Source organism: Chryseobacterium sp. Leaf404 (assembly GCF_001424145.1).
Taxonomy (GTDB): domain Bacteria; phylum Bacteroidota; class Bacteroidia; order Flavobacteriales; family Weeksellaceae; genus Chryseobacterium.
This window is the reverse complement of the sequence record NZ_LMQM01000010.1, coordinates 608,148-627,114: the sequence shown is the minus strand read 5'-3', so window position 1 is coordinate 627,114 and position 18,967 is coordinate 608,148. Positions and strand designations below refer to the sequence as shown.

Below are 18,967 nucleotides of genomic sequence, written 5' to 3'. Positions count from 1 at the left end.
CTGCGGTTTCGTAGCAGGTAACACCATTTTTTACCAAAAATTATATGATTTAATTTTTTTGAGCTTTAAAGCGAAAACCATCACATCTTCAATCCAATATAAAACTTTTGTGACTTTTGACTGCTTCTAATCTACGATTTGTGGTTAAAACAAATTTCCAGTTTCATAAACGCTTAAAATTCACTATTTTTGCAATTCGAAAAAATTGAATTATAATGCAATTATCAGAACAGGAAATCATTAGAAGAGAAAAGCTGACTAAGCTTGTTGAATTGGGAATCAACGCATTCCCGGCAGAAGAATACACGGTTACAGATACTACAGAATCTATAAAACAGAATTTTTCTGAAAGTAAACAGGTGAAGATTGCGGGCAGACTGATGTCTCGCCGTATTCAGGGGAAGGCTTCTTTTGCTGAATTGCAGGATTCTACAGGGAAAATTCAGGTATACTTCAACCGTGACGAAATCTGTACGGGAGAAGACAAATCTTTATACAACGATGTTTACAAACATCTTTTAGACATTGGTGATATTATCGGTATTGAGGGTGATTTATTTACCACTCAGGTTGGTGAAATGACGGTTTTGGTGAAGAATTTTACTTTGCTTACCAAATCATTACGTCCCTTACCCATTGCGAAAACCGACGAAAATGGTGTCGTACACGATGCTTTCAATGATGCGGAATTGAGATACAGACAGCGTTACGTTGACTTAACGGTAAATCCTCAGGTGAAAGAAATTTTCGTAAAAAGAACAAAACTGTTCAATGCAATGAGAACTTTCTTCAACGATGCAGGATATTTTGAGGTTGAAACTCCGATTTTACAGTCGATTCCAGGTGGAGCGGCGGCGAGACCGTTTATAACGCATCACAATGCTTTGGATATTCCATTATACTTAAGAATTGCCAACGAATTGTATCTGAAAAGACTGATCGTTGGTGGTTTTGACGGTGTTTACGAATTCTCAAAAAACTTCAGAAACGAAGGGATGGACAGAACCCATAACCCGGAATTTACAGCAATGGAAATTTATGTAGCCTACAAAGACTACAACTGGATGATGGATTTTACAGAGAAATTGCTGGAATTCTGTGCGACTTCTGTGAACGGTTCTTCAGAATCAACCTTCGGTGAGCATCAAATCAGCTGGAAAGCGCCTTACCCAAGAGTTTCTATGACAGAAGCGATTCAGAAATATACAGGTTTTGATATCACCGGGAAAACTGAGCAGGAATTGTTCGATTTCGCTAAATCTATCGGAATTGAAGTGAACGAAACGATGGGAAAAGGAAAATTAATTGACGAAATTTTTGGGGAGAAATGTGAAGGAAACTTTATCCAGCCGACTTTCATTACCGATTACCCGATTGAAATGTCACCGTTAACCAAAAAACACAGAAGCAAAGAAGGTTTGACAGAACGTTTTGAATTAATGGTTTGCGGAAAAGAAATCGCCAACGCTTATTCAGAATTAAATGACCCGATTGATCAGAGAGAACGTTTCGAAGAGCAGTTAAAATTAGCCGAAAAAGGTGACGATGAAGCAACAGGATTTATCGATGAAGACTTCCTCAGAGCTTTGGAATACGGAATGCCGCCAACTTCAGGTTTGGGCATCGGAATGGACAGACTGATTATGTTCCTTACAAATAACCCATCGATTCAGGAAGTATTGTTCTTCCCGCAGATGAGACCTGAAAAAACGGTTCCTCAAATCGAATTGGGAGAAGATGAAAAAGTAATTCTGCAGATTTTAAATTCTCAGGAAGAGGCATTTTCTTTAGCTGAAGTAAAAGAAAGAAGTCAGTTATCCGGAAAAAAATGGGATAAGGCTTCTAAGACTTTAACGAAAGGAAACCTTGTGAAGGTTGAGAAAGTGGATGAAAATGTGTGGATGAAGTTGGTTTAAAACCATTTAAAATATTAATAATTAAGAGCAGATTTAAAAAAAGTCTGCTCTTTTCATTTTTATGTGAGAAAAAATATTATTTTTGGAAATAATTAAACACACATAAATGATGAAGAAAATATCCGTGGCAGTATTCGCCTGCAGTTTGTCTTTCTGTTATTCTCAAATTACTTTTACGAAAGACTTAAGTTTTGGAAATAATGGTGTAGTAGAGGTTGGCACAAAGACCAATTCGATGTCACAATTGTCTGCTTATAACACGCCCACATTTCAAGACAACAAATTATTTTTGAATAAGGAAATCCACGACAGTTCCAATAATTTTATCGGTAGAAAATTTTTCAGGCTAAATAGTAACGGAACTCCAGATTCCACTTTCGGTAACAATGGAGAAGTAAATGTCTTGAATTCAATCTATTTTTCAGACAGCTTTTACTGTGATCCTTTTAAATTTTATTTGAATTCAGGGGTGAAGTATCTTTCTGACGGACAGTTAGATGCAGGATTCGGAAATATAAATTCTTCCCTTACAACACCGTACCATCACTATAAAATAGTTTTGGCAGACGGAAAAATTATTTCAAGAAATCAACAGAGTATCAGTAAATATAATTCAACAGGTTTTCCAGACGCTGCTTTCGGAAATAATGGAGTTCAAACTCTTCTCACGACTTTAGAAAACACAAGCACAATTTTTGGAGAACTTTTTTATTACGACAATGATTTTTTGTATGAAGCTGTTAACACTCAGGGAGGGCAGACTTCTGTGAGAAAGATTAATTTTAACACAGGAAATCTGGATTTGTCATTTGGGCAGAATGGCTATGCAGAACTTTCAAACACACTCTCCAATCCGGTATTACACTGTGGAACTGCTGTGATTTCTCAAAATACTGCATCATTTATCCATAATTTTAAAAACGGAACAGACGGCCAGTTAACAAAAACTAATTCGTCAGGCATTGCTGATGCTACTTTTGGTATAAATGGTAAAGTAAATTACGCCGATTCATACACCTTCAACGGAGATTTGTACAGCAGTGCAGAAAATAAACCACTCTTGTTTGAAAACTATATATTCTTATATTCAGCTTCTTTCGATACAACGAATAACACTGCGCTGACAAAAATAGGAATGAGAGGTTATACAAGTTCGGGGAATCCAGTTGTAATTAACGGAAATCTTCATCATATTTTACAGGAAAGTACTGTTAATGATACTTTTCATCCGATAATTAAAGATAATTTCCTATACGTTTTTTATGATAATAAAATTTCAAGGTATATTATAAGCCAATCCACATTATCTGTAAATGCAAATCTACCAATAGACAAGAGTATAGTTTTTAACAACCCTTTTAAAAATGAATTAAAATTAGAGTCAAAAGAAAAAATCGAATCGGCAGAATTGTACGATCAAAGTGGACGGCTGATCATTCAGAGTAAAGCCGCAAAAAGTATCGATACTTCCGGTCTTCAAAAAGGAATTTACATCATTAAAATAACTACAGAATCATCAAAAGTAATTTCCAGAAAAGCGATTAAAATTTAAAATCTCATCACAGAAATAGCTTTAGGTGAGGACTATTTATTGATTTCTGTTCGCAGACAATAAATTGATATTTTTCCGTTAGAATAAAAAATGAACTTATGAGATGCGTTCTGCTGTTTTTTTCGCTCGTCTTTTTTTCTGAACTGAATGCTCAAACGCTCACATCTATTTATTTTAAAAACAACTCTTTTGATTTAAATTCTGAATCGAAACAGAAATTAGATAGTCTTTCTCAGTTAAAATCAAATCTTACGTTCAGAATTTTCGGGAATGCCAATCCATTAGGAAATGAAGATTTTAATAAAAACCTTTCAGATCAGAGGGCAAAAACCGTCAGCGATTATCTTCAGAAGAGGATCGGGAAGAATATAAAACTTTCTGGCTCAGTTGGATTAGGAATTTCAAAACAAATCAATGACAACAGCACTGAAATTTTGCAGGCAAAAAATCGTCGTGTAGATATTTTTATTGAAAAAACTATAGCAGATGGCGAAAAGATTTCACGAAATTCTTATCCAAGTTTTTTTGATGTGAAAATTTCTTCTATGAAAGTGAATGATATGTTTTCACTGCCCGATGTGAATTTTATTGGAGGCAGACACGTCTGGCTGTCAAAAGGTACCCCGAAACTGTATCTGCTGTATGAAATTTTAAAGAAAAATCCATCCGTAGAAGTTGAGCTTCAGGGCCATATCTGCTGTGACTATGATAATTTTGATGGTGAAGATACAGATCTGAAAACATTTAATCTTTCTTTCACAAGAGCCGATGCAATAAGGAAATTTTTAATTAAAATGGGAATAGAACCCCACCGAATTAAAGCTGAAGGTTTAGGGCATTTGAATCCCGTTGTTTACCCCGAAGTTACCGAAGAAGACCGCTCCAAAAACCGGCGTGTAGAATTGGTTTTAATTAAAAAATAATCTTCTGACCACCTATTTTCTCTGCTTACTGAATGATGCCATCAGATAAAACAGAAAAGGAAGAATAAATACAGAACCCAGCATCAAAGCCCATCCCAATGCGGAAATTGTTTTTCCTGCAGCAGAATATTCCAGCAGGGAAAGATGATCACCGTTACCTAATAAAATGATATTTGGATTATGCTGATACGTAGCTGCCACCAGAATCATCACCACCTGAAAACCTGCCAAAGCCCGAACGGGAAGCAGCTTTCGCCTTTTCATCGCTCTTAGAATCAAACCTAAAGATATCGTTGCAAAGGCAATCGCCATCACACCTAAAGGTTTAGAGAAAATCCATTTTGCGAGAGGAATTTCCGAAAAGTGAGCTGTTACAAAGACCAGAATTCCTGCAATGACAACAAAAACCATTGTCTGATGCGTTTTTCTGACCATCAAAGTGAGTTCAAGACGGTCAACAGTTTCTCTTAAAGCGAAAACAGATGCCAGATATCCACAAATGGAAACAGTAAATAAACCTACAGAAACCCCAAACCAGTTGAGCCAGCTGAAGATGTAAAGGTCTAAAAAAGTTTTAGCATCCGGATTAATTGACCCCGATACGGTGGAGGCGGCTATCAAACCCAGAAAAAACGGAGTGAGCAGACTTGCATAGTAGAAAATCTGAGTGTAAACCATCTGCCATCGGTCTTCCACGGCATCGTAATGTCTGAAAGTAAACGCTGTGCCTCTTGCGATAATTCCCACCAACATCATCACCAGCGGAATATGAAGGTACGTTGACATCGTTGTGTAAATTTCGGGGAAACCTACAAATAAAATAACAATTGCGATAATCAGCCACATGTGATTGGCTTCCCAAACAGGCGCAATTGATTCATACATCAATTCTTTCGTTCGTTCTCTGGATTTTTTCTTAGTGAAAAGTTCCACAATTCCGGCACCGAAATCAGCACCTCCTAAAATTACATACAGGCAGATTGAAAGCCATAAAAAACCAATAACTACGTAAATCATGACTTCTTGTTTTTTGTGTTATACTGCGGATCTGTGGGGTCGTAAAGTTTCGGAACCATTCTGATCTGACGGTTTAAAAGAAAAATAATAATTAATGATAACGAAACAAAAATTGCTGTAAAAAAGTAAAATGAATACTGGATTCCCGGCATCGGTGTAACGGCATCAGCGGTTTTCATAATTCCATAAATAATCCATGGTTGTCTTCCGACTTCAGTGACCGTCCAGCCTGCTTCCAAAGCGATGTAACCGAAAGGTGTTGCAAATAAAAATGTTTTCAAAAGCCAATTTTTATTCAGCCATTCTTTCTTGAAAAAGAAAGCAAAAAGGTACAAACTTCCGATGCCGATCATCACGACACCAAAGAAAATCATAATCTGGAAAGCGTAATGAACAACGGCAACGGGAGGCCATTCTTCTCTTGGAAAATCTTTTAAACCTTTTACTTCAGCATTAAAATTATTGCTCACCAGAAAACTGAGAACTTTAGGGATTTTTAAGGCATAATTAATTTCGCCTTTTTCTTCATCAGGAATTCCTCCCAAAACAAAAGACGCACCTTTTTCGGTTTCAAAATGAGCTTCCATGGCCGCTAATTTGATGGGTTGACGTTCTGCAACAGATTTCGCAGCAACATCGCCGCTCAAAGGAGCTCCAAAAGCACCAATCAAAGCAAAAGCTGCAGCTATTCTAAATGCTTTGGTATGAAATTCAATATTTTTCTTTCTCAAGATCAACAGAGCGTGAACTCCGGCAACGGCAAATCCTGTTGCACAAAAAGCTGCGACCGTCATGTGCAGAGCCTGCGGAAACCAGGCTTCATTCATCATTGCTTTTATTGGGTCTATATTTAAATATTGTCCGTCTACATAATCAAATCCGGCAGGAGAATTCATCCATGCATTGGCAGCTACAACAAGAATTCCAGAAGCTAAACCACTTAAACCCACTAAAAATCCACAAAACCAATGGAACCATTTGTTGAATTTGTCCCAACCGTACAGGAAAAATCCGATGGCGATGGCTTCGATAAAAAACGCCGTTCCCTCAAGCGAAAAAGGCATTCCAAAAATAGGTCCGGCATGTTTCATAAATGCAGGCCATAGAAGCCCGAGTTCGAATGAAAGCATAGTTCCGGAAACAGCTCCGGTGGCAAATAAAATCGCTACACCTTTGCTCCAGGCTTTTGTGAGACCTTTATAAATTTCGTTTCCGGTTTTAAGATATTTCCAGTGGGCAAATGCCATCAGAAAAGGCATTACCATCCCAACGCAGGAGAATATGATATGAAAGCCCAAAGACATTGCCATCTGTGCGCGGGCAGCGAGGAAATCATCCATAATGTTTAATTTTCAACTGAAAGTTACGGATAAAATTACGGTAACTTAATATGATTTAAAACATTGCAGTTAATTCAGATTTGGGTTGTAACTTTAATGTTTTTTCTCTGAAATATACATTGAGATTTTAGCAGAAATTCTGATATTTTAAGAGGCAAAATACTTTCATACCTCAAAAAAAATCACGATATTTGTGGGTCTTTGCATAAAGCAATTATTTCAATTTTATATGAGTCAAAAACAATATAACGCAGGAAGTATCCAGGCCTTGGAAGGGATGGAACACGTTCGATTAAGACCGTCTATGTACATCGGCGATGTAGGGGTGAGAGGTCTTCATCATTTGGTTTATGAGGTAGTGGATAACTCTATTGATGAGGCTTTGGCCGGGCATTGTGACACTATTTTGGTTACGATACATGAAGGTGAAAGTATCTCTGTAAAAGATAACGGTAGAGGAATTCCTGTAGATTTTCACGAAAAGGAACAGAAATCTGCATTAGAAGTTGTAATGACAAAAATCGGGGCGGGTGGTAAGTTTGATAAAGACTCTTACAAAGTTTCCGGTGGTCTTCACGGTGTGGGTGTTTCTTGTGTAAATGCACTTTCTACTTTATTGGTAGCAACGGTAAGCCGTGACGGTAAATTATATCAGCAGAAATATTCTGAAGGAAAAGCTTTGGCAGACGTTGCCGAAATAGGTACTACAGACGAGAGAGGAACTGAAGTTTTCTTTCAGCCAGACGGTAAAATTTTTCAGGAATTAGTTTATAATTATGATACGCTTGCAGCAAGATTACGTGAATTGTCTTTTTTAAATAAAGGAATTACAATCACGCTGGTAGACGAAAGAGAGAAGAATGAAGACGGATCTTTCGCTTTCGAAGTGTTCCATTCTGAAGGTGGCTTAAAAGAATTCGTTGAATTTATTGACGGAAACCGTGAGTCTATCATGGAAAACGTAATTTTCATGGAAGGGGAAAGAGAAAACATTCCTATTGAAGTGGCGATGCGTTACAACACCTCATTCAGCGAAAATCTTCACTCTTATGTTAATAACATCAATACGCATGAAGGAGGAACTCACCTGGCAGGTTTCAGACGTGCTTTAACGAGAACATTGAAGAAATATGCTGATGACTTGGGTATTCCGGCAAAAGAAAAGGTAGAGATTACCGGAGATGACTTCCGTGAAGGTTTGACGGCTGTAGTTTCTGTAAAAGTGATGGAACCTCAGTTTGAAGGTCAGACTAAAACTAAATTGGGTAACTCTGAAGTATCCGGTGCGGTTGATAAAATCGTAGGCGAGATGTTGAGCAACTTCCTTGAGGAAAATCCCAATGAAGCAAAACTGATTGTTCAGAAGGTTGTTTTGGCTGCAAAAGCAAGACAGGCAGCGAAAAAAGCCCGTGAAATGGTTCAGAGAAAATCTCCGATGGGAGGTTCTGGTCTTCCGGGGAAACTGTCTGACTGTTCATCAAAAAATCCTGCAGAATCTGAACTTTTCTTAGTCGAGGGAGACTCTGCAGGTGGAACTGCAAAACAGGGTAGAGACAGATTTTTCCAGGCTATTCTTCCGTTGAGAGGTAAAATTTTGAATGTTGAGAAATCAATGCTTCATAAAGTTTACGACAATGAAGAAATTAAAAATATTTATACAGCTCTAGGAGTTTCAGTAGGAACTGAGGAAGACAGCAAAGCTTTAAATATATCTAAATTAAGATATCATAAAGTAGTCATCATGACCGATGCCGATATCGACGGTTCTCACATTTCAACTCTAATTCTGACTTTCTTCTTCAGATTTATGAAAGAAATGATTGAAAACGGATACATTTATATCGCTCAGCCACCTTTGTATCTACTAAAGAAAGGAAACAAAAAGGTTTACGCTTACAACGAAAAAGAGCGTGAAGAATTTACTTTAGAAATGGCTCCGGACGGTAAAGGTGTTGAAGTTCAGCGTTATAAAGGTCTTGGGGAAATGAACCCTGAACAGCTTTGGGAAACCACTCTGAATCCTGAATACAGAATTCTGAAGCAGGTAACAATTGATAATGCAGTTGAAGCAGATTCAGTTTTTTCAATGTTGATGGGAGACGAAGTTCCGCCAAGGAGAGAATTTATCGAGAAAAATGCGAAGTATGCGAAGATTGACGCGTAATTAAATGCAGAAAATAATACAGCAGGGAAGACTTTTTTAAGTCTTCCTTTTTTTATTTCTCAAAATATTGATTTTTTATTTAACATTTCATTAAGATTTTTATACTTTTGGAGAAACTATTTCCAAGATGAAAATCATTATTGCAGGAGCTCTGTTAGCAGCTTCATTTTACTACTCCCAAACTTATCCGGTCTCTACAATTTCTCCTGAAATTAAAAAAAATGCCAGCGCCGTCATTCGTAACGAGGATACTCAAATCCAGATTAACAGAATTGATGAGATCGTTTACAAAAATTATTCTGCAGTAAGTGTATTAAACAAAGAGGCGATGGGGTTTGCAGTTCCCAAGATATTTTATCAGAAAGGGGATATCATCAGTAATGTGAAAGTGGCTGTATACGATGAAGCCGGCAAAAAAATCAAATCGTTTTCTAAAAGTGATTTTATTGATATTGCGGCCAACAGTCAGGGTACTTTTTATTCGGACAGCAGAGCCATGATTTTGACTTATACGCCAACTGTTTTTCCGTATACCATCGAATTTTCTTATGACCAGAAAGACGAAAGCACAGTTTTTCTACCAGATTTTACACCGTTCGGCAGCTTTAATATTTCTCTTGAGAAAAGCACTTTTTCAATTGTCAATAATTCCGGGATCAATCTCAGATCAAAAGTTTATCCTTCGCCATTCGGTTATGCATCTGTAACGGCTGATGATAAAGGGAATGCCAAGACATACAGTTATCAGAATATTGCCGCTCTGGATGATGAAATTTTAGTTCCGAATCCTCAGAAAATCTTACCTAAGGTGAGTTTTTCTTTAGATGAATTTAATCTTGTCGGGAAAAAAGGTAAAATTACAACCTGGAAAGATTTCGGATTATGGTATCACAACAGTCTGTTGACGCCTGTTTCCGCATCCACACCACAGATTAAGGCTGAAATTGCTGCTTTAAATCTGTCTGGAACCAAGGAAGAAAAGGTGAAGAAAATCTACCAGTATATGCAGAGCAAAACGAGGTATATTTTTGTCTCACTTGGTATAGGCGGATGGCAGCCAATGTTGCCGGACGAAGTTCAGAAAAAGGGCTACGGAGACTGCAAAGGTCTCAGCAATTATATGAAGATTCTTCTGGATGAAGCGGGAATAGAATCTTACTACGCCATCATCAACTCAAATCCTTCGGCTATCAGTTTTGATAAAGATTTCCCCAAAATGGGTGGTAATCACGTTATTTTGGTCATTCCAACCGAAAAAGGAAATATCTGGCTGGAAAATACGTCTCAGGAAATTGCTTTCAATCATTTGAGTTACAGCACTACAGACCGCAATGTTTTAGCGGTAAAACCTTCAGGAATTGAAATTATTGAAACTCCGAATTATACTGCACAGCAAAACAGAGAAAAGCAGCTGATTGATATCGTTTTAAATGCTGATAAAACCATCACTGGAAAAGCAAAACTGCAGTACACAGGAAATCAGTACGATTTTAATCTCAGATTTACAGGTTTGTCTCAAAAAGAAAGAAATGATGCATTGAAATCACAGATGCCGATGTTAAATTTTGAAAATCTTGAGATGAGTAATTTTAAAAATGACAGAGATGTTGCTTCTATAGATTATGATCTCGATTTTAAAGCCTCAAATTACTCTAAAACCGTAGGAAACAGCTTTATTTTCAGAGCAGTGCCTATTTATTCTGAAGGTTTTTTTCACGAAAACGAGACCAGAAATCTTCCGTTTGAAACGAAGTTTGCCTATGAAGATGATTACGAAATTTCATACGAACTTCCAGCGGGTTATTTCATAGAAGAATTGCCGCAGAACGGCACTGTAACTTCAGAATTTGGGACGTACACTCTTAATTTTGAGAAAAAAGATTCTAAGCTTGTTGTGAAGAGACTTATTCAGATCAAAAAAGGGATTTACAGCAAAGAAAAATACAACGACTATGTAAGTTTCAGAAAAAAAATCCGGAATGCTGACAATTCTAAAATAATGATCTCAAAAAAATCATAATCATGAAAAAATTACTAGTAACTTTTTGCTGTGTTTCGGCGGTATTTCTATATTCACAGAAGCATGAGTTTCTGAAAATGCCTAAATTTACGATTGATGATTTGAAAAAATCTAAATCTGCAATAGACGTTAAAGCTCCGGCAGAAATACTGTACCGCTCTGTGCATTACAGAATTGACGATTCTACGGGTGATCTTTTAAAAAATATAGCATATAGAATAAAAGTATATGATAAAGATAAGGTAGAAGACTGGATGAATCTGGAAATCTCTTTATATGATAACAACAACGGAAGCAAAGAGGCCTTAAGATCGATGAAAGCTGTAGTGTACAATCTGGAAAATGATAAAATTGCAGAAACAAAGGTTGATAAAAGTTCAAAATTCAAATCAAAAGAAAATAAATACACCACAGTAAACAAGTTTGCTTTTCCAAATATCAAAAACGGGTCTGTAATAGAATATAGATATGAAGTTTCCTCGCCTTTTGCTTATCAGGTTCCGATGGCTTACATTGAGCTTGATATCCCATCAGAATATACAGAATATGTTTTTGAGTCTCCTGTAGAAATGTCTTATCATATTGATTTTACAGGAAGTCTGTCGCCGAAACACCGTAAAGTAGAGGAAGCCCAACTTTATGGTAGAACAACAAAAACCTACAGATTCGCTTTTGAAGATCTGAAAGCATTCAAAACAGAAAATTTTGTAAAAAACAGTGATAATTACAGAACAAAAGTGCGTGCTGAACTTCACTCAACTTATTTCAACAACAGTCTGAAAATGTATACAGCGAGTTGGGAAGACATTAGAAAAAAGCTTTGGGATGATGAAGATTTCGGAAATCAATATCGAAAAGACCGTGCTGTAAAAGAAATCATGCCTTCAGACATCGCGGGTGAGAAAGAAGAGCTTAAAAGAGCTCAGTTGATTCATAGTTTTGTGAAAAACAACTATACATGGAACGAGAGTAATGGTTATTTTGCAGAAAATGGAGTGAAAAATCTCATCAAAACCAAGACAGGAAATTGCGGCGATTTAAATCTGATGCTACTGGGTATGCTTCGGAGTTCGGGTATCAAAGCGTACCCTATTTTGGTTTCCACTATTAAAAACGGAAATGTAAATATCACCTTTCCTAACGTTGGCAACTTTAATTACGTAATTATCTGTGCCGAAATCAGCGGAAAGTCTTACCTTTTTGATGCAACTTCCAGACAGTCTTCTGAAGGAATTTTACCGTCCAGAGTCTGGAACAATACAGGTTTGATCTTAAGAGATGATAAAGCAGAAGTCATCAGCCTGAACAATATTAAAATGTCTTACAATTATCTCACAACCAAAGCAAAAATTAATGAAAACGGAATCATCAGTGGGGTTTATGAAGACAGGGATGTAGGTTTGTTTGCCATGAATGCGAAAGAACATTACGACGAAAATCAGGAGAAATACAGTAAGCAGTACAAAGAAAATTTTTCTGTAGACTTTACAGATATCAAAAGTGATGTTCTTGAAAATGGAGATTTTGAATCTAAAATGAGTTTCAGTTCGGAAAATTTAATAGATAATGTGGGCAAGAAAAAGATTTTCAACCCGTTACTGTTTCTACATTCTTCTTCCAATGATTTTAATCAGATCGAAGAACGAAAATATATGATTGATTTTATTTCTCCCGTATCCAAAATCAAAACGGTTGAAATTGAAATACCTGAAGGTTATGAAGTGGAAGATCTTCCAAAAAGTAAAAAAATCGTTACCGAAGACAAAGAAATCAGTTACTCCTACATCGTAGAGAAAAACAATAATAAAATAAAAGTCACGTCTCAATACAAAATTGCGAGTGCAGACTATCCAAAAGAATATTATCCGGCATTTAAGCAAATCTGGAAAGTAATTTCCGACAGCGAAAGCCAGGTGATGAGTTTAGTAAAAACACAATAACTGTCAATGATAAAACAAATAGCATTAGGGATTATTTTGTATTCAGGCCTATGTTTTTCACAACATAAATTTTTAAATTATCCCACCATCACCCAAGATGAACTTATAAAACCTAAGTCATTAATAGACGCCTCGGCACCTGCAGAAATACTTTACAACAGCGTAAGGTATGATATTGAAAATCTGTCTGCAGAAAAAACTTGTTTTTCCAAAATTAAAATATATGACAGGCAGAGGTCTGAAAAATGGCTTAATATTGAAATTCCTGTGGTGCAGGGTGAGCAGCTTTCTTCTTTTGTTGTAAACGTTTATAAATACAGCAATGGTAAAATTGAAAAAGTAACGTTCAATAAAAAAGAACAGCTCAAAGAAAACGTAATTAAAGGACTGAAGTTCTTTAAAATGGCGATTCCAAATGTTGCAGATGGAGATGTAATAGAATATTCTTATAAACTTTCAACAGGAATAATGAATGTCGCCTGCTATCTGGAACACGATATCCCTGCTGTCTATCAGGAATATAATCTCGAATATCCGGATGGGGTTACTTATGTTTTCAACAGTGCGGGAAGTCTTTTGCAGCCGGAACACCATGTATCGGAAATGAGCAGTCGTTTGGGCGTCGGCTATACCGTTGAAAGATTTGCTTTTACAGATACTAAGGCCATAAAGGAAGAAAAATTTGTAAAAAATGCAAATCGATACCGAAAACGTATCAAGCCAGAACTTCAGAAGTATACCTACAGAGATTCAACCTATGAATTTGCTAAAACATGGAACAAAATTGCAAAAGGTCTTGATGAAAGCGATAATTTCGGGGGATTTTTGAGGACTTCTACCAAAGACGTTTTGCCGGAAGATATTAAAAAAACTGCAAGACCCACCGACCGTGCAGACAAAATTTTTGACTATGTGAAAAGCAATGTAAAATGGAATAAAAACCATGGATTTATCGCAGATCAAAACCTGAAATCTGTTTTGAAAACAAAATCCGGAAACAGTGCAGAAATTAATCTACTCCTTGTCAATCTCTTCAGAAATGCAGGTTTAGACGCCAATCCGTTTCTTATTTCTACAGTTGAAAATGGTATTTTAAACATTGTGGCTCCCAATATGAATAACCTGAATTATCTTTTGGCATCAGTAAAGATTGACGGGCAGTATTATTTTTATGATGCTACCTCACCAAATTCTAAAGCCAATCTTCTTCCTGAAAGAGACTGGAATGACTTTGGGATTTTAATTGAAGGTCAGAAAGCTACAGATATCTCGTTTTCAAACACCAATGTGAGTACAAAAAATCTGTACATAAAAGCTAAACTAGACGTAGACAGTTCCAAAATAACAGGTGTTTTATCTTCAACAGACGGCGGAATGTATGCCATTGAAGCGTTTGACAGTTTTGATGAGAACCAGACAAGATATAACGACAGTTTCAAGACCCAGTATAAAATCACTACCAAAAATGTGGAAACCAAAAGACTTGACAGCGGCGAGATGTCTTCACAGATTGCTTTTGAAGAGTCGCAGAATATTGATGTGGTGGGTTCTAAAATTATTTTCAATCCACTGTTGTTTTTAATGGGTGGAAATGAAGAGTTTGATCAAAAGGAAGAAAGACAGAATCATATCGACCTTGTATCACCAATTTCCAGAAAAAAAACTGTAGATATAGAGATTCCTGAAGGATACACCTTAAGCATAGTTCCAAAATCAAAAAATATAGTAACCAGCGATAAAGAGCTGACGTTTAAATACAAATGTGAACTTGTGGACAGCAATATTTTGAGAGTAACTTCAGAAATTAAAATTGCAAGCGACAACTATCCTAAAGAATATTATCCTGCATTCAGGCAAATCTGGAAAACAGTTTCTGATACAGAAAATCAGGTTGTAAGTTTAACAAAAAAGTAAAGAAAATCTAAACCATTCCATTTGAGAATGGTTTTTGCATTCAAAAGCAAAAATGATCTATGAAAAAATCTGTTGTTGCCTTTATCATCGGTATCTGTATAGTACTCGTTTCATGTAAAAAAGAGAAAAGTCCCGTGTTGGAGACGGCTTCCTCTGAAATACCAAAATTTGTAATAGATTCAGTCTCTGTGAAAGATTCTGCGGTAATCAGTAATATGTTGTCACTGAATTACGAATCGTATGTTTTGGTGTATCCCTCAATTAAAGACAAAGCACTTTTAGACAGTATTTATTTCATTTATAAAGGAATTACAGATTATTCTAAACCGGGGCTGCAAAACTATTTAAGAAATGATAAAACGGGATATTTTGAAGAGACCAAAAGCCGCAGCAAAGAATGGATTTCTGATATCAATTACAAACAGACCTGGTATACCAATTTTAAGATGACTCAAACGTCACTTAAAAATAATTTTCTGCAGTTGGAATATCTTACATCCGCGTACGAAGGTGGTGCTCACGACAATTATTGGTTTTCCAACAGAGTTTTTGACTTAAAAAACAAAAGAAAACTTCTTCTTTCAGATATCACCACAATGCCAGATGTGAAAATTTCTGAAATTCTTAAGAAAAATATGGATAAGATGCACAGTGGAACCACAGATTCTCATGGTGAAGTGAAAAATTCTGATATGCTTTTGGTAGACATTATAGAGCCGAACGAAAATTTTTATTTTGACAGTAAAAATCTTTATTTTCATTACAGTCCGTACGAAATTGCCGCTTTTGCTGCCGGTGACATCGTAATTCCCATCCCTTGGATTGAACTGAAAGGAACTTTAAAACCAGAATTTGAGAAAAGACTGAATTCTCAATAACTTATTTTGTTATCGGAGATTACAGCGATTGAAGTTGTGAAAAGTTCTTCTTTATCCGCAAAATCTGCGAGGGCTTAATATCTGTTTTACATTTAACGTCAGATTAAAAATTCACAAACCATCAAAAAAATCATGAAAAATATCGTCTTCACCTTTGCTGTCATCGCTTTAGCGGCATCGTGTAATAAAAACAAAACCGAACATACCACCACATCAAAAAATGATACTGTTCAAATAAAAAAAGACAGTCTGCAGATTATTGTTGATTCACTTGTAGTTGAAGATTCTGCCAGATACTCAAAAAACTTTTCTGCGGAATACAGACAGAAAATTTTAACTTTTAAAGGTCTTCAGAAACAGGTTTTAGACAGTCTCTACCTTGGAGAATTACTTCTAAAAGAAAAGCCGATGCATGATTACACCAGCGAAAATATTAAAATGAGAATGACTGAAAATATGAAAAAATATCTTTCAGACAACGCAGCGGAAAAAGAATATGCAGACAGGGAGTACGCAATGACCTGGGATCAGGTTTCGGATATGAAAGTTTTTGCGCAGACCAAAGATTTTCTCACTGTGAATTATAACGGATACGGCTTCAGCGGTGGCGCTCATGGTTATGGCTATGATCTTTATAAAACAGTCGACCTGAAAAAACAGACAATCCTTCAGTTGTCAGATTTTATAGAAATTTCAAAATTAAACTGGAAGCCAGTTCTTCTGAAACATGCGGATAAAGAAATGCTCTTTGACGAAAATATCTCTGCAAATGATAATTTTTATTTTGATAATCAATCCATTACATTTGTTTATAATCAGTATGAGATAGGGCCTTATGCCGCAGGAATTATAGAAATTAAAGTCCCGTTTTCAGAAATAAAACAATATCTGAAACCTGAATTTCAAAAGAGACTCAACATTAACTAATATTAATGCTTCCAAATCAGGGAGCATTTTTTATTTTTGTGAAATGGAAAATGTAGCCTTCATCATTAATCCTTTTTCAGCAAAAAAAAATTATCAGCCTTTTCTTGATCAGCTGAAGACACAAATTAATAATCCGCTTTACTATATTTCAGAATCAATTGTCGGAACCGATGATTTTATAAGAGAAAATTTTGATAGCGTAGAAATTTTTGTTGCGATAGGAGGCGACGGCACGATTTCCACTGTGGCGGGCAACATCATCAACACAGATAAAATTCTTGCGATTTTTCCGGCAGGCTCTGGTAATGGCTTTTCAAACGAAACTCAGTTCAGCAAAAATCTGGATGAGCTTCTGGAGAAAATCAAAAGCAAAAATTCCAGAAAAATAGATACTTTCACAGTCAACGGTAAACTTTCTATCAACGTTTCGGGAACAGGTTTTGACGGGAAAGTGGTGAAAGAATTTGAAAAAACCAGCCGTGGATTTAAAAATTACATCAAAGTATCACTGAAAACTTTTTTCAGCTACAAACCAATCAGACTGACATTTGCTGACGAAAAATATGCTCAGCACAACGGCAGATATCTCATGGTAAACATTGCCAATACAAGGCAGTTTGGCAATAACGCATATATTGCACCCATGGCAAGCAAAAGTGACGGGCTGGTAGACCTGGTTTTGGTTAAAAAATTTCCGCTTATTTACTCTCCATTTTTTGCGTTCAGAATGTTTACCAAAAAACTGAAAAGTGATGATTACATAACTTACCTGCCCATTTCTGAAACTGAATTCAGTGTTGACACCAAAAGCTGGCATATCGACGGAGAATTCAACAGAATTGAGTCTCCGGTGCATATCAGAGTGCAGCCTGCGAGTCTGCGCATCTTAATATGAAATTACCCATTTTCACAAAAAAAAACCCTCCAAAATGAAGGGCTGATAAACACAAATGATGAAAATTGATTTATTATTTAATCAGTTACAAAAATACGGACTGCGCTGTTAATTTTTTGTGGTTCTGATCATATTTACAACATATTTTAAACTTCTAATTTTTCTTCAATCTTAGCCGGATTTGAAAGGCAGTACTGCAATTTTTCCCGGTCTAACTGCTTTTCCCAATTGGCGACAACTACCGTTGCAACAGAATTTCCTATCACGTTGGTTAAAGCACGGCATTCACTCATAAATTTATCAATCCCCAAAATCAAGGTCATTCCTGCAAGAGGTATTTCAGGAACCACTGCTAATGTTGCAGCCAACGTTACAAATCCTGCTCCCGTCACTCCAGCCGCACCCTTTGAGCTCAGCATCGCGACGAGTAAAAGCATCAGCTGTTTTTCTATGGAAAGCTCAATGTTTAATGCCTGGGCAATAAAAAGTGAAGCTAATGTCATGTAAATATTGGTGCCGTCAAGATTAAAAGAATAGCCTGTAGGTACTACCAGACCCACAATCGCTTTCGAGCAGCCGGCCTTTTCCATCTTTTCCATAATTCCGGGAAGTGCAGATTCTGAAGAGCTCGTTCCCAAAACCAAAAGAAGTTCTTCTTTCAGATAGTACATCAGTTTAAAAATATTGAAACCGTTGTACCACGCAACCGCACCCAAAACTACCACAACAAAAAGCGCTGACGTGATATAAAATGTTCCCACCAGAAAGATAAGATTTAAAACAGATGCCAAACCATATTTTCCGATTGTAAATGCCATTGCTCCAAATGCCCCAATGGGTGCGAGTTTCATCAGCATGTGAACAATTTTAAAAACGGGAACAGATAAAACCTGAAGAAGTTCTGTTACTTTTCCGCTTTTTTCTTTTGTTAAAACCAGAGCCACACCAAATAAGATGGCAACCAATAAAACCTGAAGAATATTTTCACCCACCAAAGGGCTGAATAGTGTTTCAGGAATAATGTTCATGATAAAACCTGTAAGAGTTGTTTCATGAGCTTTCTGCTGGTATTGGGAAATATCTCCGGAAAGACTCGCAGGATCAATTTTTAAGCCGGCTCCCGGTTGTAATAAATTTCCAACAGCGAGTCCGATAATTAAGGCTAAAGTAGAGAAAGTGAAAAAATAAATCATTGCTTTTACAGCGATTCTTCCTACTTTTTTCAGGTCAGTCATGTGGGCAATTCCCAAAGTAAGTGTAATGAAAATTACAGGAGCAATAATCATTTTTACCAGTTCGATAAATCCGTCGCCGAGGGGTTTCATTTTTTCCCCCAGTTCAGGATAGAATTTTCCAAGAAGAATACCCAGCACAATGGCCACAATTACCTGGAAATACAGCTGCTGATAAAACTTTTTTGTTTTCAAAATATAAATTTGGTGGGGAAATTAAGAAATTAAATCCAATAGTAAATCTTTAAA

Annotated in this window: 13 protein-coding genes; 10 read left to right on the top strand and 3 right to left on the bottom strand. The window is 36.5% G+C overall.

Annotated features, from left to right (window positions below; all coding sequences use genetic code 11):
- Positions 1–215: 215 nt before the first annotated feature.
- From lysS to ASG31_RS08625, 3 genes are all read left to right on the top strand, one after another.
- A complete protein-coding gene (gene lysS / locus ASG31_RS08635; RefSeq protein ID WP_056030688.1) occupies positions 216–1,916 on the top strand; it encodes a lysine--tRNA ligase in 1,701 nt (566 codons plus the stop codon).
- A 106-nt stretch (positions 1,917–2,022) separates the two neighbouring features.
- Positions 2,023–3,468, top strand: a complete 1,446-nt coding sequence (locus ASG31_RS08630; protein ID WP_056030686.1) for a T9SS type A sorting domain-containing protein — start codon at positions 2,023–2,025, stop codon at positions 3,466–3,468.
- A 98-nt stretch (positions 3,469–3,566) separates the two neighbouring features.
- The gene (locus tag ASG31_RS08625) at positions 3,567–4,391 is read left to right on the top strand and encodes an OmpA family protein (protein WP_056030683.1); all 825 of its coding nucleotides are present in this window, start codon (positions 3,567–3,569) and stop codon (positions 4,389–4,391) included.
- 12 nt (positions 4,392–4,403) lie between these two features.
- Here the strand turns inward: ASG31_RS08625 and ASG31_RS08620 are convergent, their stop codons facing one another.
- Both ASG31_RS08620 and ASG31_RS08615 read right to left on the bottom strand, forming a co-directional pair.
- Positions 4,404–5,408, bottom strand: coding sequence for a cytochrome d ubiquinol oxidase subunit II (locus ASG31_RS08620; protein ID WP_056030680.1), 1,005 nt, complete (start codon positions 5,406–5,408; stop codon positions 4,404–4,406).
- Positions 5,405–6,748, bottom strand: coding sequence for a cytochrome ubiquinol oxidase subunit I (locus tag ASG31_RS08615; RefSeq protein ID WP_056030676.1), 1,344 nt, complete (start codon positions 6,746–6,748; stop codon positions 5,405–5,407). The genes ASG31_RS08620 and ASG31_RS08615 overlap by 4 nt, the downstream gene beginning before the upstream one ends.
- Before the next feature lie 229 nt (positions 6,749–6,977).
- On the opposite strand from ASG31_RS08615, the gene gyrB reads away from it, so the two are divergent.
- From gyrB to ASG31_RS08580, 7 genes are all read left to right on the top strand, one after another.
- Entirely contained in the window at positions 6,978–8,912 is a 1,935-nt protein-coding gene (gene gyrB / locus ASG31_RS08610) for a DNA topoisomerase (ATP-hydrolyzing) subunit B (protein WP_056030673.1), read from the top strand.
- A 127-nt stretch (positions 8,913–9,039) separates the two neighbouring features.
- Complete coding sequence (locus tag ASG31_RS08605; protein ID WP_056030670.1) at positions 9,040–10,932, top strand: DUF3857 domain-containing protein; 1,893 nt, start codon at positions 9,040–9,042, stop codon at positions 10,930–10,932.
- Positions 10,933–10,934: 2 nt separating this feature from the next.
- Positions 10,935–12,872: a transglutaminase-like domain-containing protein gene (locus ASG31_RS08600; RefSeq protein WP_056030668.1), complete on the top strand. Its 1,938-nt coding sequence runs from the start codon at positions 10,935–10,937 to the stop codon at positions 12,870–12,872.
- A gap of 6 nt (positions 12,873–12,878) precedes the next feature.
- Entirely contained in the window at positions 12,879–14,786 is a 1,908-nt protein-coding gene (locus tag ASG31_RS08595; RefSeq protein WP_056030665.1) for a transglutaminase-like domain-containing protein, read from the top strand.
- A gap of 59 nt (positions 14,787–14,845) precedes the next feature.
- Positions 14,846–15,664 carry an RsiV family protein gene (locus tag ASG31_RS08590; protein ID WP_056030662.1) on the top strand — a complete coding sequence of 273 codons (819 nt, stop codon included), beginning with the start codon at positions 14,846–14,848 and terminating at the stop codon, positions 15,662–15,664.
- Between the two features lie 132 nt (positions 15,665–15,796).
- Positions 15,797–16,591, top strand: a complete 795-nt coding sequence (locus tag ASG31_RS08585; protein ID WP_056030658.1) for a DUF3298 and DUF4163 domain-containing protein — start codon at positions 15,797–15,799, stop codon at positions 16,589–16,591.
- Positions 16,592–16,634: 43 nt separating this feature from the next.
- Positions 16,635–17,486, top strand: a complete 852-nt coding sequence (locus ASG31_RS08580; RefSeq protein WP_056030655.1) for a diacylglycerol/lipid kinase family protein — start codon at positions 16,635–16,637, stop codon at positions 17,484–17,486.
- A gap of 146 nt (positions 17,487–17,632) precedes the next feature.
- On the opposite strand, the gene ASG31_RS08575 is transcribed toward ASG31_RS08580, so the two are convergent.
- A complete protein-coding gene (locus ASG31_RS08575; protein WP_056030652.1) occupies positions 17,633–18,913 on the bottom strand; it encodes a dicarboxylate/amino acid:cation symporter in 1,281 nt (426 codons plus the stop codon).
- Positions 18,914–18,967 lie beyond the last annotated feature (54 nt).